Annotated in this window: 16 protein-coding genes; 9 read left to right on the top strand and 7 right to left on the bottom strand. The window is 70.9% G+C overall.

Translation table 11 applies throughout. The features are described 5' to 3' along the window. Positions 1 to 24: 24 nt before the first annotated feature. The 3 genes from EOINJALH_RS15580 to EOINJALH_RS15570 are packed head-to-tail and all read right to left on the bottom strand — an operon-like array spanning position 25 to position 2,581. Positions 25 to 1,278 (bottom strand): c-type cytochrome, encoded by a 1,254-nt coding sequence (locus tag EOINJALH_RS15580; RefSeq protein WP_088281629.1) that lies wholly within the window; start codon positions 1,276 to 1,278, stop codon positions 25 to 27. 25 nt (positions 1,279 to 1,303) lie between these two features. Next, positions 1,304 to 2,014 carry a c-type cytochrome gene (locus tag EOINJALH_RS15575; RefSeq protein WP_088281627.1) on the bottom strand — a complete coding sequence of 237 codons (711 nt, stop codon included), beginning with the start codon at positions 2,012 to 2,014 and terminating at the stop codon, positions 1,304 to 1,306. Between the two features lie 9 nt (positions 2,015 to 2,023). Next, complete coding sequence (locus tag EOINJALH_RS15570; RefSeq protein ID WP_088281625.1) at positions 2,024 to 2,581, bottom strand: HNH endonuclease; 558 nt, start codon at positions 2,579 to 2,581, stop codon at positions 2,024 to 2,026. 275 nt (positions 2,582 to 2,856) lie between these two features. Between EOINJALH_RS15570 and EOINJALH_RS15565 the strand changes: the two genes are divergently transcribed. From EOINJALH_RS15565 to EOINJALH_RS15525, 9 genes are all read left to right on the top strand, one after another. Beyond that, positions 2,857 to 3,507: a TetR/AcrR family transcriptional regulator gene (locus tag EOINJALH_RS15565; protein WP_088281623.1), complete on the top strand. Its 651-nt coding sequence runs from the start codon at positions 2,857 to 2,859 to the stop codon at positions 3,505 to 3,507. Positions 3,508 to 3,569: 62 nt separating this feature from the next. Then, on the top strand, positions 3,570 to 5,360 hold the full coding sequence (locus EOINJALH_RS15560; RefSeq protein WP_088281621.1) for an acyl-CoA dehydrogenase C-terminal domain-containing protein: 1,791 nt from the start codon (positions 3,570 to 3,572) through the stop codon (positions 5,358 to 5,360). A gap of 32 nt (positions 5,361 to 5,392) precedes the next feature. Further along, positions 5,393 to 5,824: a DUF2147 domain-containing protein gene (locus EOINJALH_RS15555; RefSeq protein ID WP_088281619.1), complete on the top strand. Its 432-nt coding sequence runs from the start codon at positions 5,393 to 5,395 to the stop codon at positions 5,822 to 5,824. 28 nt (positions 5,825 to 5,852) lie between these two features. Then, on the top strand, positions 5,853 to 8,258 hold the full coding sequence (locus EOINJALH_RS15550; RefSeq protein ID WP_088281617.1) for a 3-hydroxyacyl-CoA dehydrogenase/enoyl-CoA hydratase family protein: 2,406 nt from the start codon (positions 5,853 to 5,855) through the stop codon (positions 8,256 to 8,258). 14 nt (positions 8,259 to 8,272) lie between these two features. Beyond that, complete coding sequence (locus EOINJALH_RS15545; RefSeq protein ID WP_088281615.1) at positions 8,273 to 9,472, top strand: acetyl-CoA C-acyltransferase; 1,200 nt, start codon at positions 8,273 to 8,275, stop codon at positions 9,470 to 9,472. 37 nt (positions 9,473 to 9,509) lie between these two features. After that, on the top strand, positions 9,510 to 10,271 hold the full coding sequence (locus EOINJALH_RS15540; protein WP_088281613.1) for an enoyl-CoA hydratase: 762 nt from the start codon (positions 9,510 to 9,512) through the stop codon (positions 10,269 to 10,271). Between the two features lie 8 nt (positions 10,272 to 10,279). Next, positions 10,280 to 11,050: an SGNH/GDSL hydrolase family protein gene (locus EOINJALH_RS15535; RefSeq protein ID WP_088281611.1), complete on the top strand. Its 771-nt coding sequence runs from the start codon at positions 10,280 to 10,282 to the stop codon at positions 11,048 to 11,050. Beyond that, complete coding sequence (locus EOINJALH_RS15530) at positions 11,041 to 11,883, top strand: NAD(P)-dependent oxidoreductase (RefSeq protein ID WP_088281609.1); 843 nt, start codon at positions 11,041 to 11,043, stop codon at positions 11,881 to 11,883. Before EOINJALH_RS15535 ends, EOINJALH_RS15530 begins: the two co-directional genes overlap by 10 nt. A gap of 112 nt (positions 11,884 to 11,995) precedes the next feature. Beyond that, a complete protein-coding gene (locus EOINJALH_RS15525) occupies positions 11,996 to 13,480 on the top strand; it encodes a Do family serine endopeptidase (RefSeq protein ID WP_088281607.1) in 1,485 nt (494 codons plus the stop codon). Between the two features lie 162 nt (positions 13,481 to 13,642). Here the strand turns inward: EOINJALH_RS15525 and kynA are convergent, their stop codons facing one another. The 4 genes from kynA to orn form a co-directional block, all read right to left on the bottom strand. Then, positions 13,643 to 14,479 carry a tryptophan 2,3-dioxygenase gene (gene kynA / locus EOINJALH_RS15520; protein WP_088281605.1) on the bottom strand — a complete coding sequence of 279 codons (837 nt, stop codon included), beginning with the start codon at positions 14,477 to 14,479 and terminating at the stop codon, positions 13,643 to 13,645. 16 nt (positions 14,480 to 14,495) lie between these two features. After that, positions 14,496 to 15,779 (bottom strand): kynureninase, encoded by a 1,284-nt coding sequence (gene kynU, locus EOINJALH_RS15515; protein ID WP_088281603.1) that lies wholly within the window; start codon positions 15,777 to 15,779, stop codon positions 14,496 to 14,498. Positions 15,780 to 15,783: 4 nt separating this feature from the next. Next, positions 15,784 to 16,407: an arylformamidase gene (gene kynB, locus EOINJALH_RS15510; protein WP_088281601.1), complete on the bottom strand. Its 624-nt coding sequence runs from the start codon at positions 16,405 to 16,407 to the stop codon at positions 15,784 to 15,786. Between the two features lie 116 nt (positions 16,408 to 16,523). Continuing rightward, positions 16,524 to 17,096, bottom strand: a complete 573-nt coding sequence (gene orn, locus EOINJALH_RS15505) for an oligoribonuclease (protein WP_088281599.1) — start codon at positions 17,094 to 17,096, stop codon at positions 16,524 to 16,526. Positions 17,097 to 17,125: the final 29 nt, after the last annotated feature.

Below are 17,125 nucleotides of genomic sequence, written 5' to 3'. Positions count from 1 at the left end.
CCGCGGGTTCCTCGCGTGCGGTGGTCAACGCGCGGTCAGCACCTGCACCTCCGACACCGGCGAGGCATCGTGGCCCCAGGTGGCGCGCAGCCAGGTCATCAGCGCCGCGAGATCGGCGTGGCCGAGGTCGAAGGGAGGCATGCCGTATGGCCGCGGGTTGGCGGCCGTGGCGGGCGCGAAGCCGCCCTGGGTGATGACGCGCAGCAGGTTCGTGGTGTCGGCCATCGTCACCATGCGGCTGCCGGCCAGGGCCGGGTAGACGCCTGGGGCACCCTGGCCCTCGTCGCCATGGCAGCCGCGGCACAGGTCGGCATACAGCGCCTGGCCTCGCGCCATCACCTGGGGATCCCGCGCGCCGCTGCGCCCGGGCCGGGAGGTCGTGACCGGCAGCGAGCGCAAGTACACCGCCACCGCACGCAGGTCGGCCTCCGCCAGGTGCTGCGTGCTGCGCACCACCACCTCGGCCATCGGGCCCTGGGCCGTCCCATGTTCGGACAGGCCGGTGCGCAGCAGGCGCACCACCTCGTCGATGGGCCAGTCGGCCACGCCGGCCTCGGTGGCGTCGGTCAGCGACGGCGCATACCAGCCCTGCGGCAGGCGCCCGCCCTGCAGCGCGGCGGCGCCGCGGATGCCGCCCAGTGCATCGCGCCGCGCATGGCAGGCCTCGCAATGGCCCAGCCCGCGCACCAGGTAGGCGCCGCGGTTCCATTCGGCCGACTGCGCCGGATCGGCCGGTGTGGTGCCGGGGCGGAAGTACAGCGCCCGCCAGACCCGCAGGGCCAGGTCGCTGCCGTAGGGCCAGCGCAGCGCATGCGGGCGCTTGGCCTGCTGCACCGGCGGCAGGCTGCGCAGGTGGGCCCACAGCGCGTCGGCGTCGTCGCGCGTCACCTGGGTGAAGCTGGTGTACGGGAAGGCCGGCACCAGGAGGCGCCCATCGCGCGACACGCCGTGCTGCAGCGCGCGGCGGAACTCGCCTGCCGTCCAGCGGCCCAGCCCCGTGGCTGGGTCGGGCGTCAGGTTGCCCGCGACCACGGTGCCGAAGGGCGTCTCGATGCCGCGTCCACCGGCGTACGGCGCACCCCCGCGCTCGGTGTGGCAGCCGGCACAGTTGCCGGCCAGGGCCAGTTGTGCGCCGCGCGCGGCCTGGGCGGCATCGGGTGCCAGGGGCGCAGCGGCTTCCCGATCGTCCACGGCCGGCACCGGCGCCCACGCCACGAAGGCCAGGGCGGCAACGGCCAGCGCCACGAGGGTGGCCAGGGCCTGGCGCAGGCGGCTCATCGCCACCGGAGGGGCCTCGACACACTCATCGGGTGTGGCCGGCACTGCCGCAGCGCAGTGGCGCCGGTTGGGTGGGCGCGGCGGCCGGCCGCATCGGCTGTGGCACAGGTTGCGTCGACAGCCAGTCGGCCACCGCGCCGAGGTCCTCCACCGACAGCCGCTTGGCGATCTCGGCCATGCAGTCGGGCGCGGTGGCGCGGCGTGTGCCGTTGCGCCAGGCGCCGAGCTGGCCGATCAGGTAGTCGCGTGGCAGGCCCAGCAGCCCGGGCATCGCCGGCAGCGCACCGGCCAGGGCCTCGCCGTGGCAGGCGGCGCAGGCGGGCAGGTCGCGGCTGCGGTCGCCCACCGTGGCCAGGCGTTCGCCCCGCGTCAGCACCGCGGCCGGCACCTTGGGTGGCGTGGTCGCCTCGTAGGGCAGGTCCAGACCCGCAAAGTGGGTGGCCATCTCGCGCAAATAGGCGTCGGGCAACTCGGCCAGGAAGCCGGCCATGGTGGCGTTGTGGCGGCGGCCATCGCGGAAGTTCAGCAACTGCTCGAACAGGTAGCCCGCGGGCTTGCCGGCGATGCGCGGCACGTAGGCGCCACCGACGGCGCGGCCCTGGGCACCGTGGCAGGCGGTGCAGGGCTGCAGGCGCTGGGCCAGCGTGTCGGGCACCTGCACCGGTGTCGCGGCGGCCAGCAGGCCGTGCACCGCCCATGCGGCGGCACACAGCAGGCCGCGGCGAATGCCCGTCACCGAACCCGCTCAGGCATGCAGGCGGCTCGACCGCGGCACGCTGGCCAGCAGGAACTCCATCTGGTCGACGAGGATGCGGCGCCCGCGCAGGATCATGTCCTCGTGCAGGCTGGGCACGTAGGGCAGGTAGAGCAGGCTCATGCGTGCCTCTTCGGGCATGCGGTTGCCCTTGCGGCCGTTGCACGACTTGCAGGCGGTGATGCAGTTCATCCAGGTGTCGCGGCCGCCGCGCGAGGTGGGCATGATGTGCTCGCGCGTGAGCGTGTCGAAGCCGAAGCGTCCGCCGCAGTAGGCGCAGACGTGGCGGTCGCGCACGAACAGCTTGGGGTTGGTCATCGCCGGTGTCTGCCGCCAGGCCCGGCTGGGCACGGCGCCGCGCACGGCGATGATGGGGTGCACCTCGATGCGCGACTGCAGGCCCGTGGTGCGCTGGATGCCCCCGCGCAGCACCTGGCAGGCGCGGCCCAGCGTCCAGGCCACCCCATCGCTGGCGTAAAGCAACGCCGCTTCCCGCGTGGTGATCCACGCCTGCGGGCGTCCGGACACATCGAGCTGCAGCACGTCCAAGGACGAAATCCTCCAGTCAATGCCCCGGAGGTTAAACCATCCGCGCCGAAACGCTCAATCCGGGGTGCATGCCACACCGCCGAGCCCGGCTGCGGCCGCGGGTTCTAGTGCCCGAACCCTAGAAAAAACGGCCTTCCGACACAACCAGAGGCGCCGACGTTCTGCAAAATAGCACGATCGTTCGTTTCAAACCCGCCACGCCCTTGACCACTCCCACGATTCCCGCTGCCGGCAAGCGTCCCTCGGCCGCCGCGCGCCCGGCCGCCAAGGGGTCGATGCAGAAGGGCCAGCAAACCCGCGCCGCCATCCTCGAGGCGGCCCTCGGCCTGGCGTCGCAGATGGGCCTGGAAGGCCTGTCGATCGGCGCACTGGCCGAGGTCACGCAGATGAGCAAGTCGGGCGTCTTCGCCCACTTCGGCTCGCGCGAGGAATTGCAGATCGCGGTGATCCGCGAGTACCACACGCGCTTCGAGGAAGAGGTGTTCTTCCCCGCCGTGCGCGAGGATCGCGGCCTGCCGCGCCTGCGCGCGCTGTTCGATCGCTGGGTGCGGCGCGTCTCGGTCGAACTCGATTCGGGCTGCATCTACATCAGCGGCGCGGTCGAGTTCGACGACCGGCCCGGTCCGGTGCGCGATGCGCTGGCCTCGATGGTGCGGGCCTGGCAGTCGGCCCTCGACCGCGCCATCCGCCTGTCCGTCGAGGAAGGCCAACTGCGCCCCGACACCGACGCGCTGCAGATGCTGTTCGAGATCCACGGGCTGATCCTCGCGCTGCACCACGACGCCCGTTTCCTTCGACTGCCCGGCGCGATCGATCGAGCCCGCACCGGCTTCGACCGCATCGTCCAGCACTACCTGGCCTCGCCGGGCGCGGTGGAGGCGCCGGCCCGGCCCTCCGCGGCCCGGACGCGCGCCCCGGCACGCTGAGCCGGTCGCGACCCTGATTCATCCATTCCCCTGTTCGTCTTCGCCTCACCAGGAGCAACGCCATGCCCCAGTACACCCCGCCCCTTCGCGACATGCAGTTCCTGCTCCACGAGGTGCTCGGCGCCGTCGATGAACTGCGGCTGCTGCCACCGCACGCCGACATCGATGCCGACACCTTGAACGCGGTGCTCGAGGAAGGCGGCAAGTTCGCCGCCGAGGTGACGCTGCCCCTGAACCTGTCCGGCGACGCGCAAGGCTGCACGCTGGACCAGGTCACCCACGCGGTCACTGCGCCCAAGGGCTTCAAGGAAGCCTATGCACGCTACCTGGAAGGCGGCTGGGCGGCGCTGAGTTGCGACCCCGAGTACGGCGGCCAGGGCCTGCCGCTGATCCTGAACCAATGCTTCTACGAGATGCTCAACTCGGCCAACCAGGCCTGGACCATGTACCCCGGCCTGTCGCACGGCGCCTACGAGGCGCTGCATGCGCACGGCACGCCCGAGCAGAAGGCCACCTACCTGCCCAAGCTCACCAGCGGCCAGTGGACCGGCACCATGTGCCTGACCGAATCGCACTGCGGCACCGACCTCGGCCTGCTGCGCAGCAAGGCGCTGCCGCAGGCCGATGGCACCTACCGCATCAGCGGCGAGAAGATCTTCATCTCCGCCGGCGAGCACGACCTGGCCGAGAACATCATCCACCTGGTGCTGGCCCGCCTGCCGGACGCGCCGGCCGGCAGCAAGGGCATCTCGCTGTTCATCGTGCCCAAGTTCCGCGTCGCCGCCGACGGCTCGATCGGCGAGCGCAACGGCATCTTCTGCTCGGCGCTGGAGCACAAGATGGGCATCCACGGCAGCGCCACCTGCCAGATGGTGCTCGACGGCGCCGTCGGCACGCTGGTGGGCGAGCCCAACCGCGGCCTGCAGGCGATGTTCGTGATGATGAACGCCGCGCGCCTGGGCGTGGGCAACCAGTCGCTCGGTCTCACCGAGGTGGCCTACCAGAACGCCGTGGCCTACGCGAAGGACCGGCTGCAGATGCGCGCGCTGTCGGGACCCAAGGCGCCGGACAAGCCGGCCGACCCGATCATCGTGCACCCCGACGTGCGCAAGATGCTGCTCACCGCACGGGCCTACGCCGAGGGTGGCCGCGCGCTGGCCATGTACACCGCGCTGCAACTCGACAAGCTGGTGGCCACCGACGATGCCGACGAGCGCAAGGACGCCGACGACACGGTGGCGCTGCTGACGCCCATCCTCAAGGCCTTCCTCACCGACAACGGCTGGACGGCCACCTCGGCCTGCATGCAGGTGTTCGGCGGCCACGGCTACATCCACGGCTCGGGCATGGAGCAGTTCGTGCGCGACTCGCGCATCAACATGATCTACGAAGGCACGAACACCGTGCAGTCGCTCGACCTGCTGGGCCGCAAGGTGCTGGGCGACAACGGCGCCAAGCTGAAGAAGTTCGGCAAGCAGATCGCCGCCTTCGTCGAGGAAGAGGGCACCGACGAGGCGATGCAGGAGTTCATCAACCCGCTGGCCGATCTGGGCGACAAGGTCACCAAGCTGACCACCGAACTGGGCATGAAGGCCTTCGGCAACGCCGACGAGGTGGGTGCCGCGGCGGTGGACTACCTGCGGGTGGTCGGCCACCTGTGCTTTGCCTACTTCTTTGCGCGCATGGCCAAGGTGGCCCTTGCCAAGAAGGATTCGGGCGATCCGTTCTACACCGCCAAGCTGGCGACCACGCGCTTCTACTTTGCCAAGCTGCTGCCCGAGACCGCGTCGCTGATCCGCAGCGCCCGCAGCGGTCTGGCGCCGCTGATGGAGATGGACGAGGCGCTGTTTTGAGCATCACCCGAGACGACACGAAGGAGACACCGATGAAGACCATGATTGCCGCCATCGCGCTGATCGGCGCCGCCACCCTGGCCCAGGCCCAGGCCACCCCGGTGGGGGTGTGGAAGACCATCGACGACGATGGCAAGACCGAGAAGTCGCTGGTGCGCATCACCGAGGCCGGTGGCGCGCTAACGGGCACCGTCGAGAAGATCTTCGACCCCGCCAAGCAGAACGAGGTGTGCGAGAAGTGCAACGACGAGCGCAAGGGCAAGCCGGTGCTGGGCATGACCATCATCCGCGACGCCAAGCCGGGCGAGGACAAGTCGGCCTGGGAGGGCGGCAACATCCTCGACCCCAACAACGGCAAGGTCTACAAGCTGCGGCTCAAGCCGATCGACGGCGGCAAGAAGCTCGAGGTGCGCGGCTACATCGGCCCGTTCTTCCGCAACCAGCAATGGGTCCGCGCCGAGTGAGCGCCGACACGAACTCCCCGGAGCAAGCATGAACAAATTCAACGTCCGCAAGGTCGCCGTCCTCGGCGCCGGCGTGATGGGTGCGCAGATCGCGGCCCACCTGGTCAACGTGCGGGTGCCGGTCGTCCTGTTCGACCTGCCCGCCAAGGAAGGCCCGAAGAACGGCATCGTGCTGAAGGCGCTGGAGGGGCTGAAGAAGCTCAAGCCCTCGCCGATCGGCGTGGTCGACGACCTGGCCTTCATCCAGCCGGCCAACTACGAGGAGCACCTCGACCTGCTGAAGGACTGCGACCTGGTCATCGAGGCCATCGCCGAGCGCATGGACTGGAAGCGCGACCTGTACGCAAAGATCGCCGCGCACGTGGCGCCGCACGCCATCCTGGCGTCCAACACCTCGGGCCTGTCGATCACCGCGCTGTCCGAGGCGCTGCCGGCCGAGCTGAGGCCGCACTTCTGCGGCATCCACTTCTTCAACCCGCCGCGCTACATGACGCTGGTGGAACTGATCTCCACACCCACCACCGGGCCCGACGTGCTCGACCAGCTCGAGGTCTTCGTCACCAGCAGCCTGGGCAAGGGCGTGGTGCGGGCCAAGGACACGCCCAACTTCGTGGCCAACCGTGTCGGCATCGCCGGCATGCTGGCGACGATCAAGGAGGCCGAGAACCACGGCCTGGGCTACGACGTGGTCGACGACCTCACCGGCAAGAAGATGGGCCGGGCCAGTTCGGGCACCTTCCGCACCGCCGACGTGGTGGGCATCGACACGATGGCCCATGTCATCAAGACGCTGCAGGACAACCTGGGCCCGGGCAAGACCGAAGACCCCTTCCACGCCACCTACGCGACCCCGGCCGTGGTGGCCGGCCTGGTGGCCGCCGGTGCGCTGGGCCAGAAGACCGGCGCCGGCTTCTACAAGAAGGTGGGCAAGGACATCCTGCGGCTGGACCCTGCCAAGGGTGACTATGTGCCCGCCGGCGGCAAGGCCGAGGCCATCGTCGACCGCATCCTGAAGAAGCCCGCGGCCGAACGCCTGAAGCTGCTGCGCGAATCGAGCAACCCGCAGGCGAAGTTCGTCTGGGCCATCCTGCGCGACAGCTTCCATTACGTGGCGGTGCACCTGGCCGACATCGCCGATTCGGCGCGCGACGTCGACCTGGCGATGCGCTGGGGCTTCGGCATGAAGCAGGGCCCGTTCGAGCTGTGGCAGGAGGCCGGCTGGACGCAGGTGGCGCAGTGGGTGAAGGATGACATCGACGCCGGCAAGGCGCTGTGCAACGCGCCGTTGCCGGCCTGGGTGTTCGACGGCCCGGTGGCGCAGCGCGGCGGCGTGCACACGCCCGAGGGCTCGTGGAGCGCGGCGCAGGGCCGCTTCGTCGCCCGCTCGACGCTGCCGGTGTACGCGCGCCAGCACTTCCCCGAGACGCTGGCCGGCGAAGGCGCGGTGCCCGCGGCTAAGGCCGGCACCGAGGAGTTCAAGAACGACGAGATGCGCGCCTGGACGCTGGACGGCGAGGTGCTCATCGTCACGCTCACCGGCAAGATGCACCTGATCGGCCCCGGCGTGATCGAGGGCCTGCTGAAGGCCATCGAACTGGCCGAGGCCAAGTACCAGGGCCTGGTGATCTGGTCGCCCGACGAGCCCTTCTCGGCCGGCGCCAACCTCGAGGCCATGCTGCCCACCTTCATGAAGATGGGCGCCAAGGGCATCGCGCCCGAGATCGAGAAGCTGCAGAACGCGCTGCTGCGCGTGCGCTACGCCGGCGTGCCCACCGTGGCCGCGATCCGCGGCATGGCACTGGGCGGCGGCTGCGAGATCGCCGTGCACTGCGCCAAGCGGGTCGCCCACATGGAGAGTTATGTCGGCCTGGTGGAAGTGGGCGTGGGCCTGATCCCCGGCGGTGGCGGCCTGACCTACATCGCCCGCCGCGCGGCCGAGAATGCCACCGCTGCGGCCAGCACCAACCTGCTGGGCTTCCTGATCGAAGGCTTCACCGCCGCGGCGATGGCCAAGGTGGGCACCAGCGCGCACGAGAGCCGCAAGCTCGGCTACCTGCTCGACAGCGACGTGATCGTGCCGCACAAGGACGAACTGCTGCACGTGGCCATCGGTCAGGCCAAGGCCATGGCGGCCTCGGGCTGGCGGGCGCCGCTGAAGGGCCTGTTCCCGGTGGCCGGCCGTTCGGGCATCGCCACCATCAAGGCCCAGCTGGTGGCCATGCGCGACGGTGGTTTCATCAGCGCGCACGACTTCCACATCGCCGGCCTGATCGCAGACGTGGTGTGCGGCGGCGCCATCGAGGGCGGCACGCTGGTGAGCGAGGAGTACCTGATGGCGCTGGAGCGCAAGCATTTCTGCTCGCTGCTGGAACACCCCAAATCGCAAGAGCGGATCATGGGGTTGCTCCAGACGGGCAAGCCCGTGCGCAACTGATCGGAGCCGAGACCATGAGCCAACAGATTCAAGACGCCTACATCGTCGCCGCCGCGCGCACCCCGATCGGCCGCTCGCACCGCGGCTTCTTCCGCCACACCCGGCCCGACGACCTGCTGGTGGCCGCCATCCAGGCGGCGCTGAAGCAGGTGCCCACGCTCGACCCGAAGGCCATCGAGGATGCCATCGTCGGCTGCGCGATGCCCGAGGGCGAGCAGGGCCTGAACATGGCCCGCGTCGCCGCCCTGCTGGCCGGCCTGCCGAACAGCGTGGGGGGCATCACCGTCAACCGCTTCTGCGCGTCGGGCCTGTCGGCGGTGCAGATGGCGGCCGACCGCATCCGCGTCGGCGAGGCCGACGTGATGATCGCCGGCGGCGCCGAGAGCATGAGCATGGTGCCGATGACCGGCAACAAGCCCTCGTTCAACCCGGCCATCTTCGAGCGCGACGAGAACATCGGCATCGCCTACGGCATGGGCCTGACCGCCGAGAAGGTGGCCAGCCAGTGGAAGGTGGGCCGCGACGCGCAGGACGAGTTCGCGCTGCAGTCGCACCTGAAGGCCATCAAGGCCCAGCAGGCGGGCGAGTTCACCGATGAGATCGTGCCGGTGGACGTGATCGAGCGCCTGCCCAACCTGGTCACGGGCGAGGTGAACGTCAAGACCCGCACGGTGCGTCTCGACGAGGGCCCGCGCGGCGACACCACGCTCGAGGCGCTGGGCAAACTCAAGACCGTGTTCGCGGCCAAGGGCTCGGTCACTGCCGGCAACAGCTCGCAGACCAGCGACGGCGCCGGCTGCCTGATCCTGGCCAGCGAGAAGGCCATCAAGCAGTTCGGCCTGGTGCCGCTGGCGCGCTTCGTCAGCTTCGCGTCGCGCGGCGTGCCGCCCGAGATCATGGGCATCGGCCCCATCGAGGCCATCCCGGCGGCCTTGAAGTACGCCGGCCTCAGCCTGGCCGACATGGGCTGGATCGAGCTGAACGAGGCCTTCGCGGCGCAGGCGCTGGCGGTCATCAACACGGTGGGGCTCGACCCGAGCAAGGTCAACCCGATGGGCGGCGCGATCGCGCTGGGCCATCCGCTGGGCGCTACCGGCGCCATCCGCGCCGCCACCGTGGTGCACGCCTTGCGCCGCCACCAGCTGAAGTACGGCATGGTGACGATGTGCGTGGGCACGGGCCAAGGTGCTGCCGGCATCTTCGAGCGCGTGTGATCATCGGCGTTTGCACGCGACACCAGGAGACGCCCGCATGACCATCCGCACCGCCACCCTGCAAGGTGTGGCCACGATCGAGATCGCCCGGCCCGAGAAGAAGAATGCGCTGACGCTGGCGATGTACCAGGCCATGGCCGATGCGATCAACGCTGCGGTGGCCGACCCGGCCGTGCGCGCGGTGCTGATCACCGGCCAGCCCGGCATCTTCACCTCGGGCAACGACCTCGAGGACTTCATGCAGCGCCCGCCGCAGGGCGCCGATTCGCCGGTGTACCGCTTCATGCGCGCGCTGCTCGATTGCGACAAGCCGGTGGTGGCCGCCGTCACCGGCGCGGCGGTGGGCATCGGCACGACGATGCTGCTGCACTGCGATCTGGTCTACGTCAGCGACGAGGCCCGGCTGGCCATGCCCTTCGTCAGCCTCGGCCTCGTGCCCGAGTTCGCGTCCAGCCTGCTGGTGCCGCAGCTGATGGGCCACGTCAAGGCGGCCGAGAAGCTGATGCTCGGAGAGCCCTTCACCGGTTCGGACGCGGTCGATTGCGGCCTGGCCAACGCGGTGCTGCCCGCGGGTGAGGTGGTGAACCACGCACGCCGCATGGCCGAGCGCTTCAACGGCTTGCCCCCGGGCGCGGTGCGCGACACCAAGCGCCTGATGCGCGCGGCGCGGCAGGCCAGCGTGCCGCCGGTGATGCAGGCCGAGGGCGAGATCTTCTCGCAGCGCCTGCGCAGCCCCGAGGCCATGGAGGCCTTCCAGGCCTTCTTCCAGAAGCGCAAGCCCGACTTCTCGAAGTTCTGAGCCCAGCGATGCTCGCGCTGAAGCTGGCGCTCGGTCCGCTGCTGCTGGCGCAGGCGCTGCACGCGCGCCGCACGATCCCGCGGCTGCCCGAGGCCACCGGCCCGCGCGAGGGCGTGGTAGGCCGCGGCGCGGCCGGGCCGACACTGTTGATCGTCGGCGATTCGTCGGCCGCCGGCGTCGGCGTGGACACGCAGGACGAGGCCCTGGCCGGGCGGCTGAGCCAGGCGCTGGCGCGGCGCCTGGGCCGGCGCGTGCGCTGGCAACTGTGTGCCAGTTCGGGGCTGACCTCGTCGCAGGCGCTCGCACTGCTGGCGCAGGCGCGCCCGGCCGACGTGGCCGTGGTGGTGACCGGCGTCAACGACGTGGTGGAGCAGGTGCGCCCGCCGCAGGCGCTGGCCGCACGCGAGCGCCTGGTGGCGGCGCTGCGCGAGCGCGCCGGCGTGCGCCACGTGGTGCTGACGCCGGTGCCACCGATGGGCCGGTTCGCCGGCCTGCCGCAGCCCTTGCGCTGGGTGGCCGGCCGCGACGCCGCCGCCCACGAGGCGGCGCTGCAGCGCTGGGCGGCGGGCCAGGCGCAAGTCAGCCACCTGCCGTTCGACCTGCCCCTGGACGACGCCACCCTGCTGGCCCGCGACGGCTTCCACCCGGGCGCGCCGCTCTACCGACTGTGGGGCGACGCGCTCGCCCGACACATTGCCGAGGCAGTATGGCCCCGGCTCGCCTCCCACCGCCTGGCCGACCCGTCCGACACCCCCACCGAGGACCCCGCATGGACCTGAACCGATCGCTCAAGGGCAAGACCCTCTTCATCACCGGTGCCTCGCGGGGCATCGGCCTCGAGATCGCCAAGCGCGCCGCGCGCGACGGCGCCAACCTGGTGCTGGTGGCCAAGACCACCGAGCCCAACCCGAAGCTGCCCGGCACGCTGCACAGCTCGGCGGCCGAGGTGGAGGCCGCGGGCGGCCAGGCGCTGATCGTGCCCACCGACATCCGCGACGAGAACGCCGTGGCGGCGGCGGTGGCCGCCGCGGTGGCCCGCTTCGGCGGCATCGACATCCTGATCAACAACGCCAGCGCCATCAACCTCACGCCCACGTCGGCCACGCCGATGAAGCGCTTCGACCTGATGATGGGCGTCAACGCGCGCGGCACCTACTGCTGCACGCAGGCCTGCCTGCCGGAGCTCATCAAGTCGGGCAAGGCCGGCCGCAACCCGCATGTGCTGAACATGTCGCCGCCGCTGTCGATGAAGGACCACTGGTTCGCGCCGCACGTGGCCTACACGATGGCCAAGTACGGCATGAGCATGTGCACGCTGGGCCACGCGCGCGAGTTCAAGCGCCACGGCATCGCCGTGAACAGCCTGTGGCCGCGCACGGCGATCAACACCGCCGCGCTGCAGATGATCCCCGGCGTCGACACCAACAAGTGCCGCCAGCCGCAGATCCTGTCCGACGCCGCCTGGTTCATCCTGACCAGCGACGCCAACGCCACCACCGGCAACTTCTTCATCGACGACACGCTGCTGGCGGCCAACGGCGTGACCGACTTCGACCGCTACGCCGTCGTGCCCGGCACGACGGACCTGATCCCCGACTTCTTCGTCGACTGACGCGCCCGGCCCCGCTTTCATCCTCGCCTCATGCTGCGCTCATCGAGCGCTCACGGGGCGCATTCACACTGCGTTGCATCGTCAATGGCCCACAAGGCCGGGAGCAACGCACATGAAGAAGCCTGTCGTCAGTTCGCTGGGGTGGTTCCTGCTGGGCGGGAGCCTGGCCGCCGTCACGGGCGTGGCCGCGATCGATCTGCCCTGGCGCCAGTCGCCGCAGCCCACCGTGGCCACCGCGCCGGTGGCGGCCGCCGCGGCCACCGTGGCCGCGCCCGTGGCGCCCATCGCCACCCTGGGCGGCGCGCCCAACTACCGCGCCATCGTGCAGCAGTCGGGTCCGGCGGTGGTTGGCGTGCGCGTCGAGGGCATGCGCCAGGCGGTGTCCGATGACGAGTCGGCCGACGACCCGGCGCAGCGTTTCTTCCGCAGCCTGCCGGGCTTCCGCGGCGCACAGCCCGATCGGCAGCCGTTCCGCGGCCAGGGCTCGGGCTTCATCGTCACCGCCGACGGCATCGTGCTGACCAATGCCCACGTGGTGCGCGACGCCAAGGAGGTGACGGTGCGCCTGGCCGACCGGCGCGAGTTCGCGGCCAAGGTGCTGGGCAGCGACCCGGCCACCGACATCGCGGTGCTGCGCATCGAGGCCAAGGGCCTGCCCACGGTGCGCCTGGGCGACGCCAGGTCGCTGATGGTCGGCGACCCGGTGCTGGCCATTGGCGCGCCCTACGGCCTGGAGCAGACGGCCACGGCCGGCATCGTCAGTGCCAAGGGCCGCTCGCTGCCCGGCGAGGCCATCGTGCCCTTCATCCAGACCGATGCGGCGGTGAACCCCGGCAACTCCGGCGGTCCGCTGTTCGACGGCGAGGGCCGCGTGGTCGGCATCAACTCGCAGATCTACTCGCGCACCGGCGGCTTCCAGGGCGTGAGCTTCGCGATCCCGATCGACCTGGCGCTGAAAGTACGCGACCAGATCGTCAGCTCCGGACGGGCCCAGCACGCGCGACTGGGCGTGCAGGTGCAGGACCTGAACCAGGCCCTCGCGGAATCCTTCGGCCTGCCGCGGCCCGACGGTGCGCTGGTGGCGGCGGTGGACCCCGACAGCCCGGCCGCCAAGGCGGGCCTGAAGTCCGGCGACGTGATCCTGCAGATCGACGGCGAGCCCACGGTGCAGGCCGGCGCGCTGTCGGCGCGCATCGGCCTGGCCAAGCCCGGCGACAAGGTGACCCTGAAGGTGTGGCGCGGCAAGGCCGAGCAGGAGCTGGCGGTGACGCTGGGTGCCGCGCGGCCCGAGACGCAGGCGTCCGCCGAGGCCGCTGACGCCGCCGAGGGCGGCGGCCGGCTCGGCCTGGCGTTGCGGCCGCTGTCACCGATCGAGCGCCAGCAGGCGCGCGTCGAGCACGGCGTGCTGGTGCAGGGCGTGCAGGGCGCGGCGCAGCGCGCGGGCCTGCAGCGCGGCGACGTGGTGATGGCCATCAACGGCCAGCCGGTGGACGGCATCGAAGACCTGCAGCGGGTGCTGTCGGGCAAACCGAAGCAGGTGGCGCTGCTGGTGTGGCGCGGCGGCGAACGCATGTTCGTGCCGGTGCCGCTGGCCTGATCGGCGCGGGCGCCGGGTGGCCTTGCGCATAGGTGGGCCCGGCGCGCGGCGTGTTGACGGCTGACACAGCGGCTCCCAAGCGGACGCCGTGGAACCGGCTCTGCCGGGCCACTGGCGTCGCCCCCCTGGGGCGGAGGCGACCGCTGGTCGCTCCGGGGGGGGCTAAAGATCCGTGCGGAGTTTCCAGATCTCGGGGAACAGCACCACGTCCAGCATGCGCTGCAGGTAGCCCACGCCGCTGGTGCCGCCGGTGCCCGTCTTGTTGCCGATGATGCGCGCCACCGTGGTCAGGTGGCGGAAGCGCCACAGCCGGAAGGTGTCCTCGAGGTCGGTCAGTTCCTCGCCCAGCTGGTACAGGTCCCAGTGCTGCTGCGGTGCGCGGTACACGGTGAGCCAGGCCTGCTCGACCGCGTCGCTCTGCACATAGGGCTGGGTCCAGTCGCGCTCGGTGTGGCTGGCCGGCACGGCGATGCCGCGGCGCTGCAGCAGGCGCAGCGATTCGTCGTACAGCGACGGCGCGCGCCACGCGGCCTCGACCTCGGCCAGTCGTTCGGGCCGGTGCGCGTGCGGCTTCAGCATGGCCGCGCTCTTGTTGCCGAGCATGAACTCGATGCACCGGTATTGCCAGCTCTGAAAGCCCGACGAGCGGCCCAGGTAGGGCCGGATGGCGCTGTACTCGGGCGGCGTCATCGTCGCCAGCACGTCCCAGGCGTGCACCAGCTGCTCCATGATCTTCGACACCCGCGCCAGCATCTTGAAGGCCGGGGGCAGCTGGTCGGCGGCCACCGCCGCCACGGCGGCGCGCAGCTCGTGCAGCATCAGCTTCATCCACAGCTCGCTGGTCTGGTGCTGCACGATGAACAGCATCTCGTTGTGGTCCGGCGACAGCGGCTGCTGTGCCGACAGCACCTGGTCGAGCCGCAGGTAGTCGCCGTAGCTCATGTCGCGGCTGAAGTCGAGCTGCGCGCCTTCGTGGCGCGGCGTGGCGTCGCTGCTCATCGGGGGCTCCTCAGGTTCAGGTCACGGCCTTGCGCTGCTGGAACGTGGGCTGCTGCCACTCGGCGCTGTCGAGCACCTGGCGCAGGTGCTCCACGGCATCCCACACGTCGACGAAGCGCGTGTACAGCGGCGTCACGCCGAAGCGCAGGATGTCGGGCAGCCGTTCGGCCGCATCGCCGGCGCGGAAGTCGCCGACCACGCCGCGGGCGATCAGGGCCTGCACGATGGCGTAGGCGCCTTCAGCTCGCGACAGGCAGACCTGGCTGCCGCGGCGGGCGTCGTCGCGCGGGCTGACCAGGGAGAGGCCCTGGCCGGCGCAGCGCGCGTCGACCAGCGCGATGAGCAGCCGCGTCAGCGCCAGCGACTTGGCCCGGATCGCGCCCATGCCGCCCATCGGTGCGGCGGCGTGGAAGGTGTCGACGCCGCATTCCAGCGCGGCCAGCGACAGCACCGGCGGCGTGCCGCACAGGTAACGCGAGATGCCGGCGGCCGGCTGGTAGCCGGGCACGAAGCTGAAGGGCGCGGCGTGCCCCAGCCAGCCCGACAGCGGCTGGCTGAATCGGTCGACGTGGCGCGGGTTCACCCACACGAAGGCCGGCGCGCCGGGCCCGCCGTTGAGGTACTTGTAGCCGCAGCCCACCGCGAAGTCGGCGCCGTCGGCCTTCAGCGCCACCGGCACCGCGCCGGCGGAATGCGCCAGGTCCCACACCGTCAGCGCGCCGGCCGCGTGGGCGGCGGCGGTGAGTGCGGCCATGTCGTGCAGCCAGCCGGTGCGGTAGTTCACGTGCGTGAGCATCAGCACCGCGGTGTCGGGGCCCAGCGCCGCGACGAGGTCCTGCGGGCCGGCCACCAGGCGCAGCGTGCAGCCGTGGTCGCGGGCCAGCGATTCGGCGATGTACAGGTCGGTCGGGAAGTTGCTGCGCTCGGAGACGATGACGCGGCGCTGCGGCGCGTCGGCCTGCTGCAGTCGCAGTGCGGCGCTCAGCACCTTGAACAGGTTCACCGAGGTCGAGTCGGCGACCACCAGTTCGCCGTCGCCGGCGCCCACCAGGGCCGCGATGCGGTCGCCGATGCGCTGCGGCAGCGTCATCCAGCCGGCGCTGTTCCAGCTGCCGATCAGGCCCTGGCCCCACTCCTGCGTGACCACCGCCTGCACCCGTGCCGCGGTGGCCCGGGGCAGCACGCCCAGCGAATTGCCGTCGAGGTAGATCTGCCCCTCGGGCAGGTCGAACTGCGCGCGCAAGGGTGCCAGCGGATCGGCCGCGTCCAGGGCCAGGGCATCGTGTCGGGTCAGGTTCATGGCGTCAGAGCTCTCGCAGCACCGCGCGCACCGGGGAGGCGTCGGCGGTCATCCATTTGAGGGGCAGGGCGATCAGTTCGTAGTCGCCTTCGGGCACCTGGTCGAGCACCAGGTTCTCCAGCACGCGCAGGCCGCGCCGGCGGATCACCTGGTGGCTGTCCAGCGTCTTGCTGGCGGCCGGGTCGATGCTGGCGGTGTCGATGCCGATCAGTTGCACGCCGGCATCGGCCAGTCGCTCGACGGTGTCGGGGGAATAGCCGGCGAGCGCGTCGTCGAAGGCGCTGGGGGTGACGGCGTAGGTGCGCACCAGCACCCGCGTCGGGAGCTGGTCGCTGGCATGGGCCAGGTGTTGCCACTCCACCAGCGGCCCGCAGCCGATGGCGTGGATCACGCGGCAGGGGCCGAGGAAGGGCGCCAGGTCGAGCGCGCCGATGGCCGCGCCGTCGGCGTCGTAGTGCAGCGGGGCATCGGCATGGGCGCCGACGTGCGGGCTCGTCGTGACCACGCCCACGTTGACCGGGCAGCCCGGGCCCAGCGTCCAGCCCCAGCGCAGGTCGAAGGGCGTGTCGCCCGGGAACACCGGCGAGCCGGCATCCACCGGCGGCGAGATGTCCCAGAGTCGTTTCATCGGCGCGATGATAGGCCGCGCCGATTTGATTGACAACTAAAGCAGTTTCGGGTGCCGGGACATCGCCCGGAGGGCACTTGGGCGACGCCGCCGCCGCCAGCGGCGCAGGCGCCCGATCAGAGCGCCAGGAAGTGCTGCCGGTAGTGCAGCAGTTCGTCGATCGACTCGTGGATGTCGGCCATCGCCGTGTGCGCCTGGGCCTTCTTGAAGCTGTCCAGCACCGACGGCTTCCAGCGCTTGGCCAGTTCCTTCAGCGTGCTCACGTCGAGATTGCGGTAGTGGAAGAACGACTCCAGCGCCGGCATGTCCTTGGCCAGGAACCGCCGGTCCTGGCAGATCGAGTTGCCGCACATCGGGCTCTTGCCGGCGGGCACGTAGCGCTTGAGCCAGGCGATGGCCTCGGCCTCGGCCTGTGCCTCGTCCACCGTCGAGGCCTTCACGCGGTCGATGAGGCCGCTGCGGCCATGGGTGCCCTTGTTCCAGGCGTCCATGCCGTCGAGCGTGGCGTCGCTCTGGTGGATGGCGAACACCGGGCCTTCGACCCGAACCGTCAAGTGGGCATCGGTCACCACCAGCGCGATCTCGATGATGCGGTCGTTGAACGGCGACAGGCCGGTCATCTCGAGGTCGATCCAGATCAGGTTCTGGTCGCTCGGCGCCAGCACGGGGTTTTGGTCGGGCGTGTTCATGGCCGAATTGTCGCAGCCCTACACTCTCG

This window comes from Ideonella sp. A 288 (assembly GCF_002198735.1).
In the GTDB taxonomy this organism is placed as follows: domain Bacteria; phylum Pseudomonadota; class Gammaproteobacteria; order Burkholderiales; family Burkholderiaceae_C; genus Pseudaquabacterium.
This window is presented reverse-complemented; position numbering and strand designations above follow the sequence as displayed.

Bases quoted from the DNA above. Each gene is read 5' to 3' on its own strand.
- orn (WP_088281599.1), bottom strand. From the start codon at position 17,096: ATGAACACGCCCGACCAAAACCCCGTGCTGGCGCCGAGCGACCAGAAC.
- EOINJALH_RS15525 (WP_088281607.1), top strand. From the start codon at position 11,996: ATGAAGAAGCCTGTCGTCAGTTCGCTGGGGTGGTTCCTGCTGGGCGGG.
- kynA (WP_088281605.1), bottom strand. From the start codon at position 14,479: ATGAGCAGCGACGCCACGCCGCGCCACGAAGGCGCGCAGCTCGACTTC.
- EOINJALH_RS15565 (WP_088281623.1), top strand. From the start codon at position 2,857: ATGCAGAAGGGCCAGCAAACCCGCGCCGCCATCCTCGAGGCGGCCCTC.
- EOINJALH_RS15550 (WP_088281617.1), top strand. From the start codon at position 5,853: ATGAACAAATTCAACGTCCGCAAGGTCGCCGTCCTCGGCGCCGGCGTG.
- EOINJALH_RS15540 (WP_088281613.1), top strand. From the start codon at position 9,510: ATGACCATCCGCACCGCCACCCTGCAAGGTGTGGCCACGATCGAGATC.
- kynU (WP_088281603.1), bottom strand. From the start codon at position 15,779: ATGAACCTGACCCGACACGATGCCCTGGCCCTGGACGCGGCCGATCCG.
- EOINJALH_RS15555 (WP_088281619.1), top strand. From the start codon at position 5,393: ATGAAGACCATGATTGCCGCCATCGCGCTGATCGGCGCCGCCACCCTG.
- EOINJALH_RS15530 (WP_088281609.1), top strand. From the start codon at position 11,041: ATGGACCTGAACCGATCGCTCAAGGGCAAGACCCTCTTCATCACCGGT.
- EOINJALH_RS15535 (WP_088281611.1), top strand. From the start codon at position 10,280: ATGCTCGCGCTGAAGCTGGCGCTCGGTCCGCTGCTGCTGGCGCAGGCG.
- EOINJALH_RS15580 (WP_088281629.1), bottom strand. From the start codon at position 1,278: ATGAGCCGCCTGCGCCAGGCCCTGGCCACCCTCGTGGCGCTGGCCGTT.
- kynB (WP_088281601.1), bottom strand. From the start codon at position 16,407: ATGAAACGACTCTGGGACATCTCGCCGCCGGTGGATGCCGGCTCGCCG.
- EOINJALH_RS15545 (WP_088281615.1), top strand. From the start codon at position 8,273: ATGAGCCAACAGATTCAAGACGCCTACATCGTCGCCGCCGCGCGCACC.
- EOINJALH_RS15560 (WP_088281621.1), top strand. From the start codon at position 3,570: ATGCCCCAGTACACCCCGCCCCTTCGCGACATGCAGTTCCTGCTCCAC.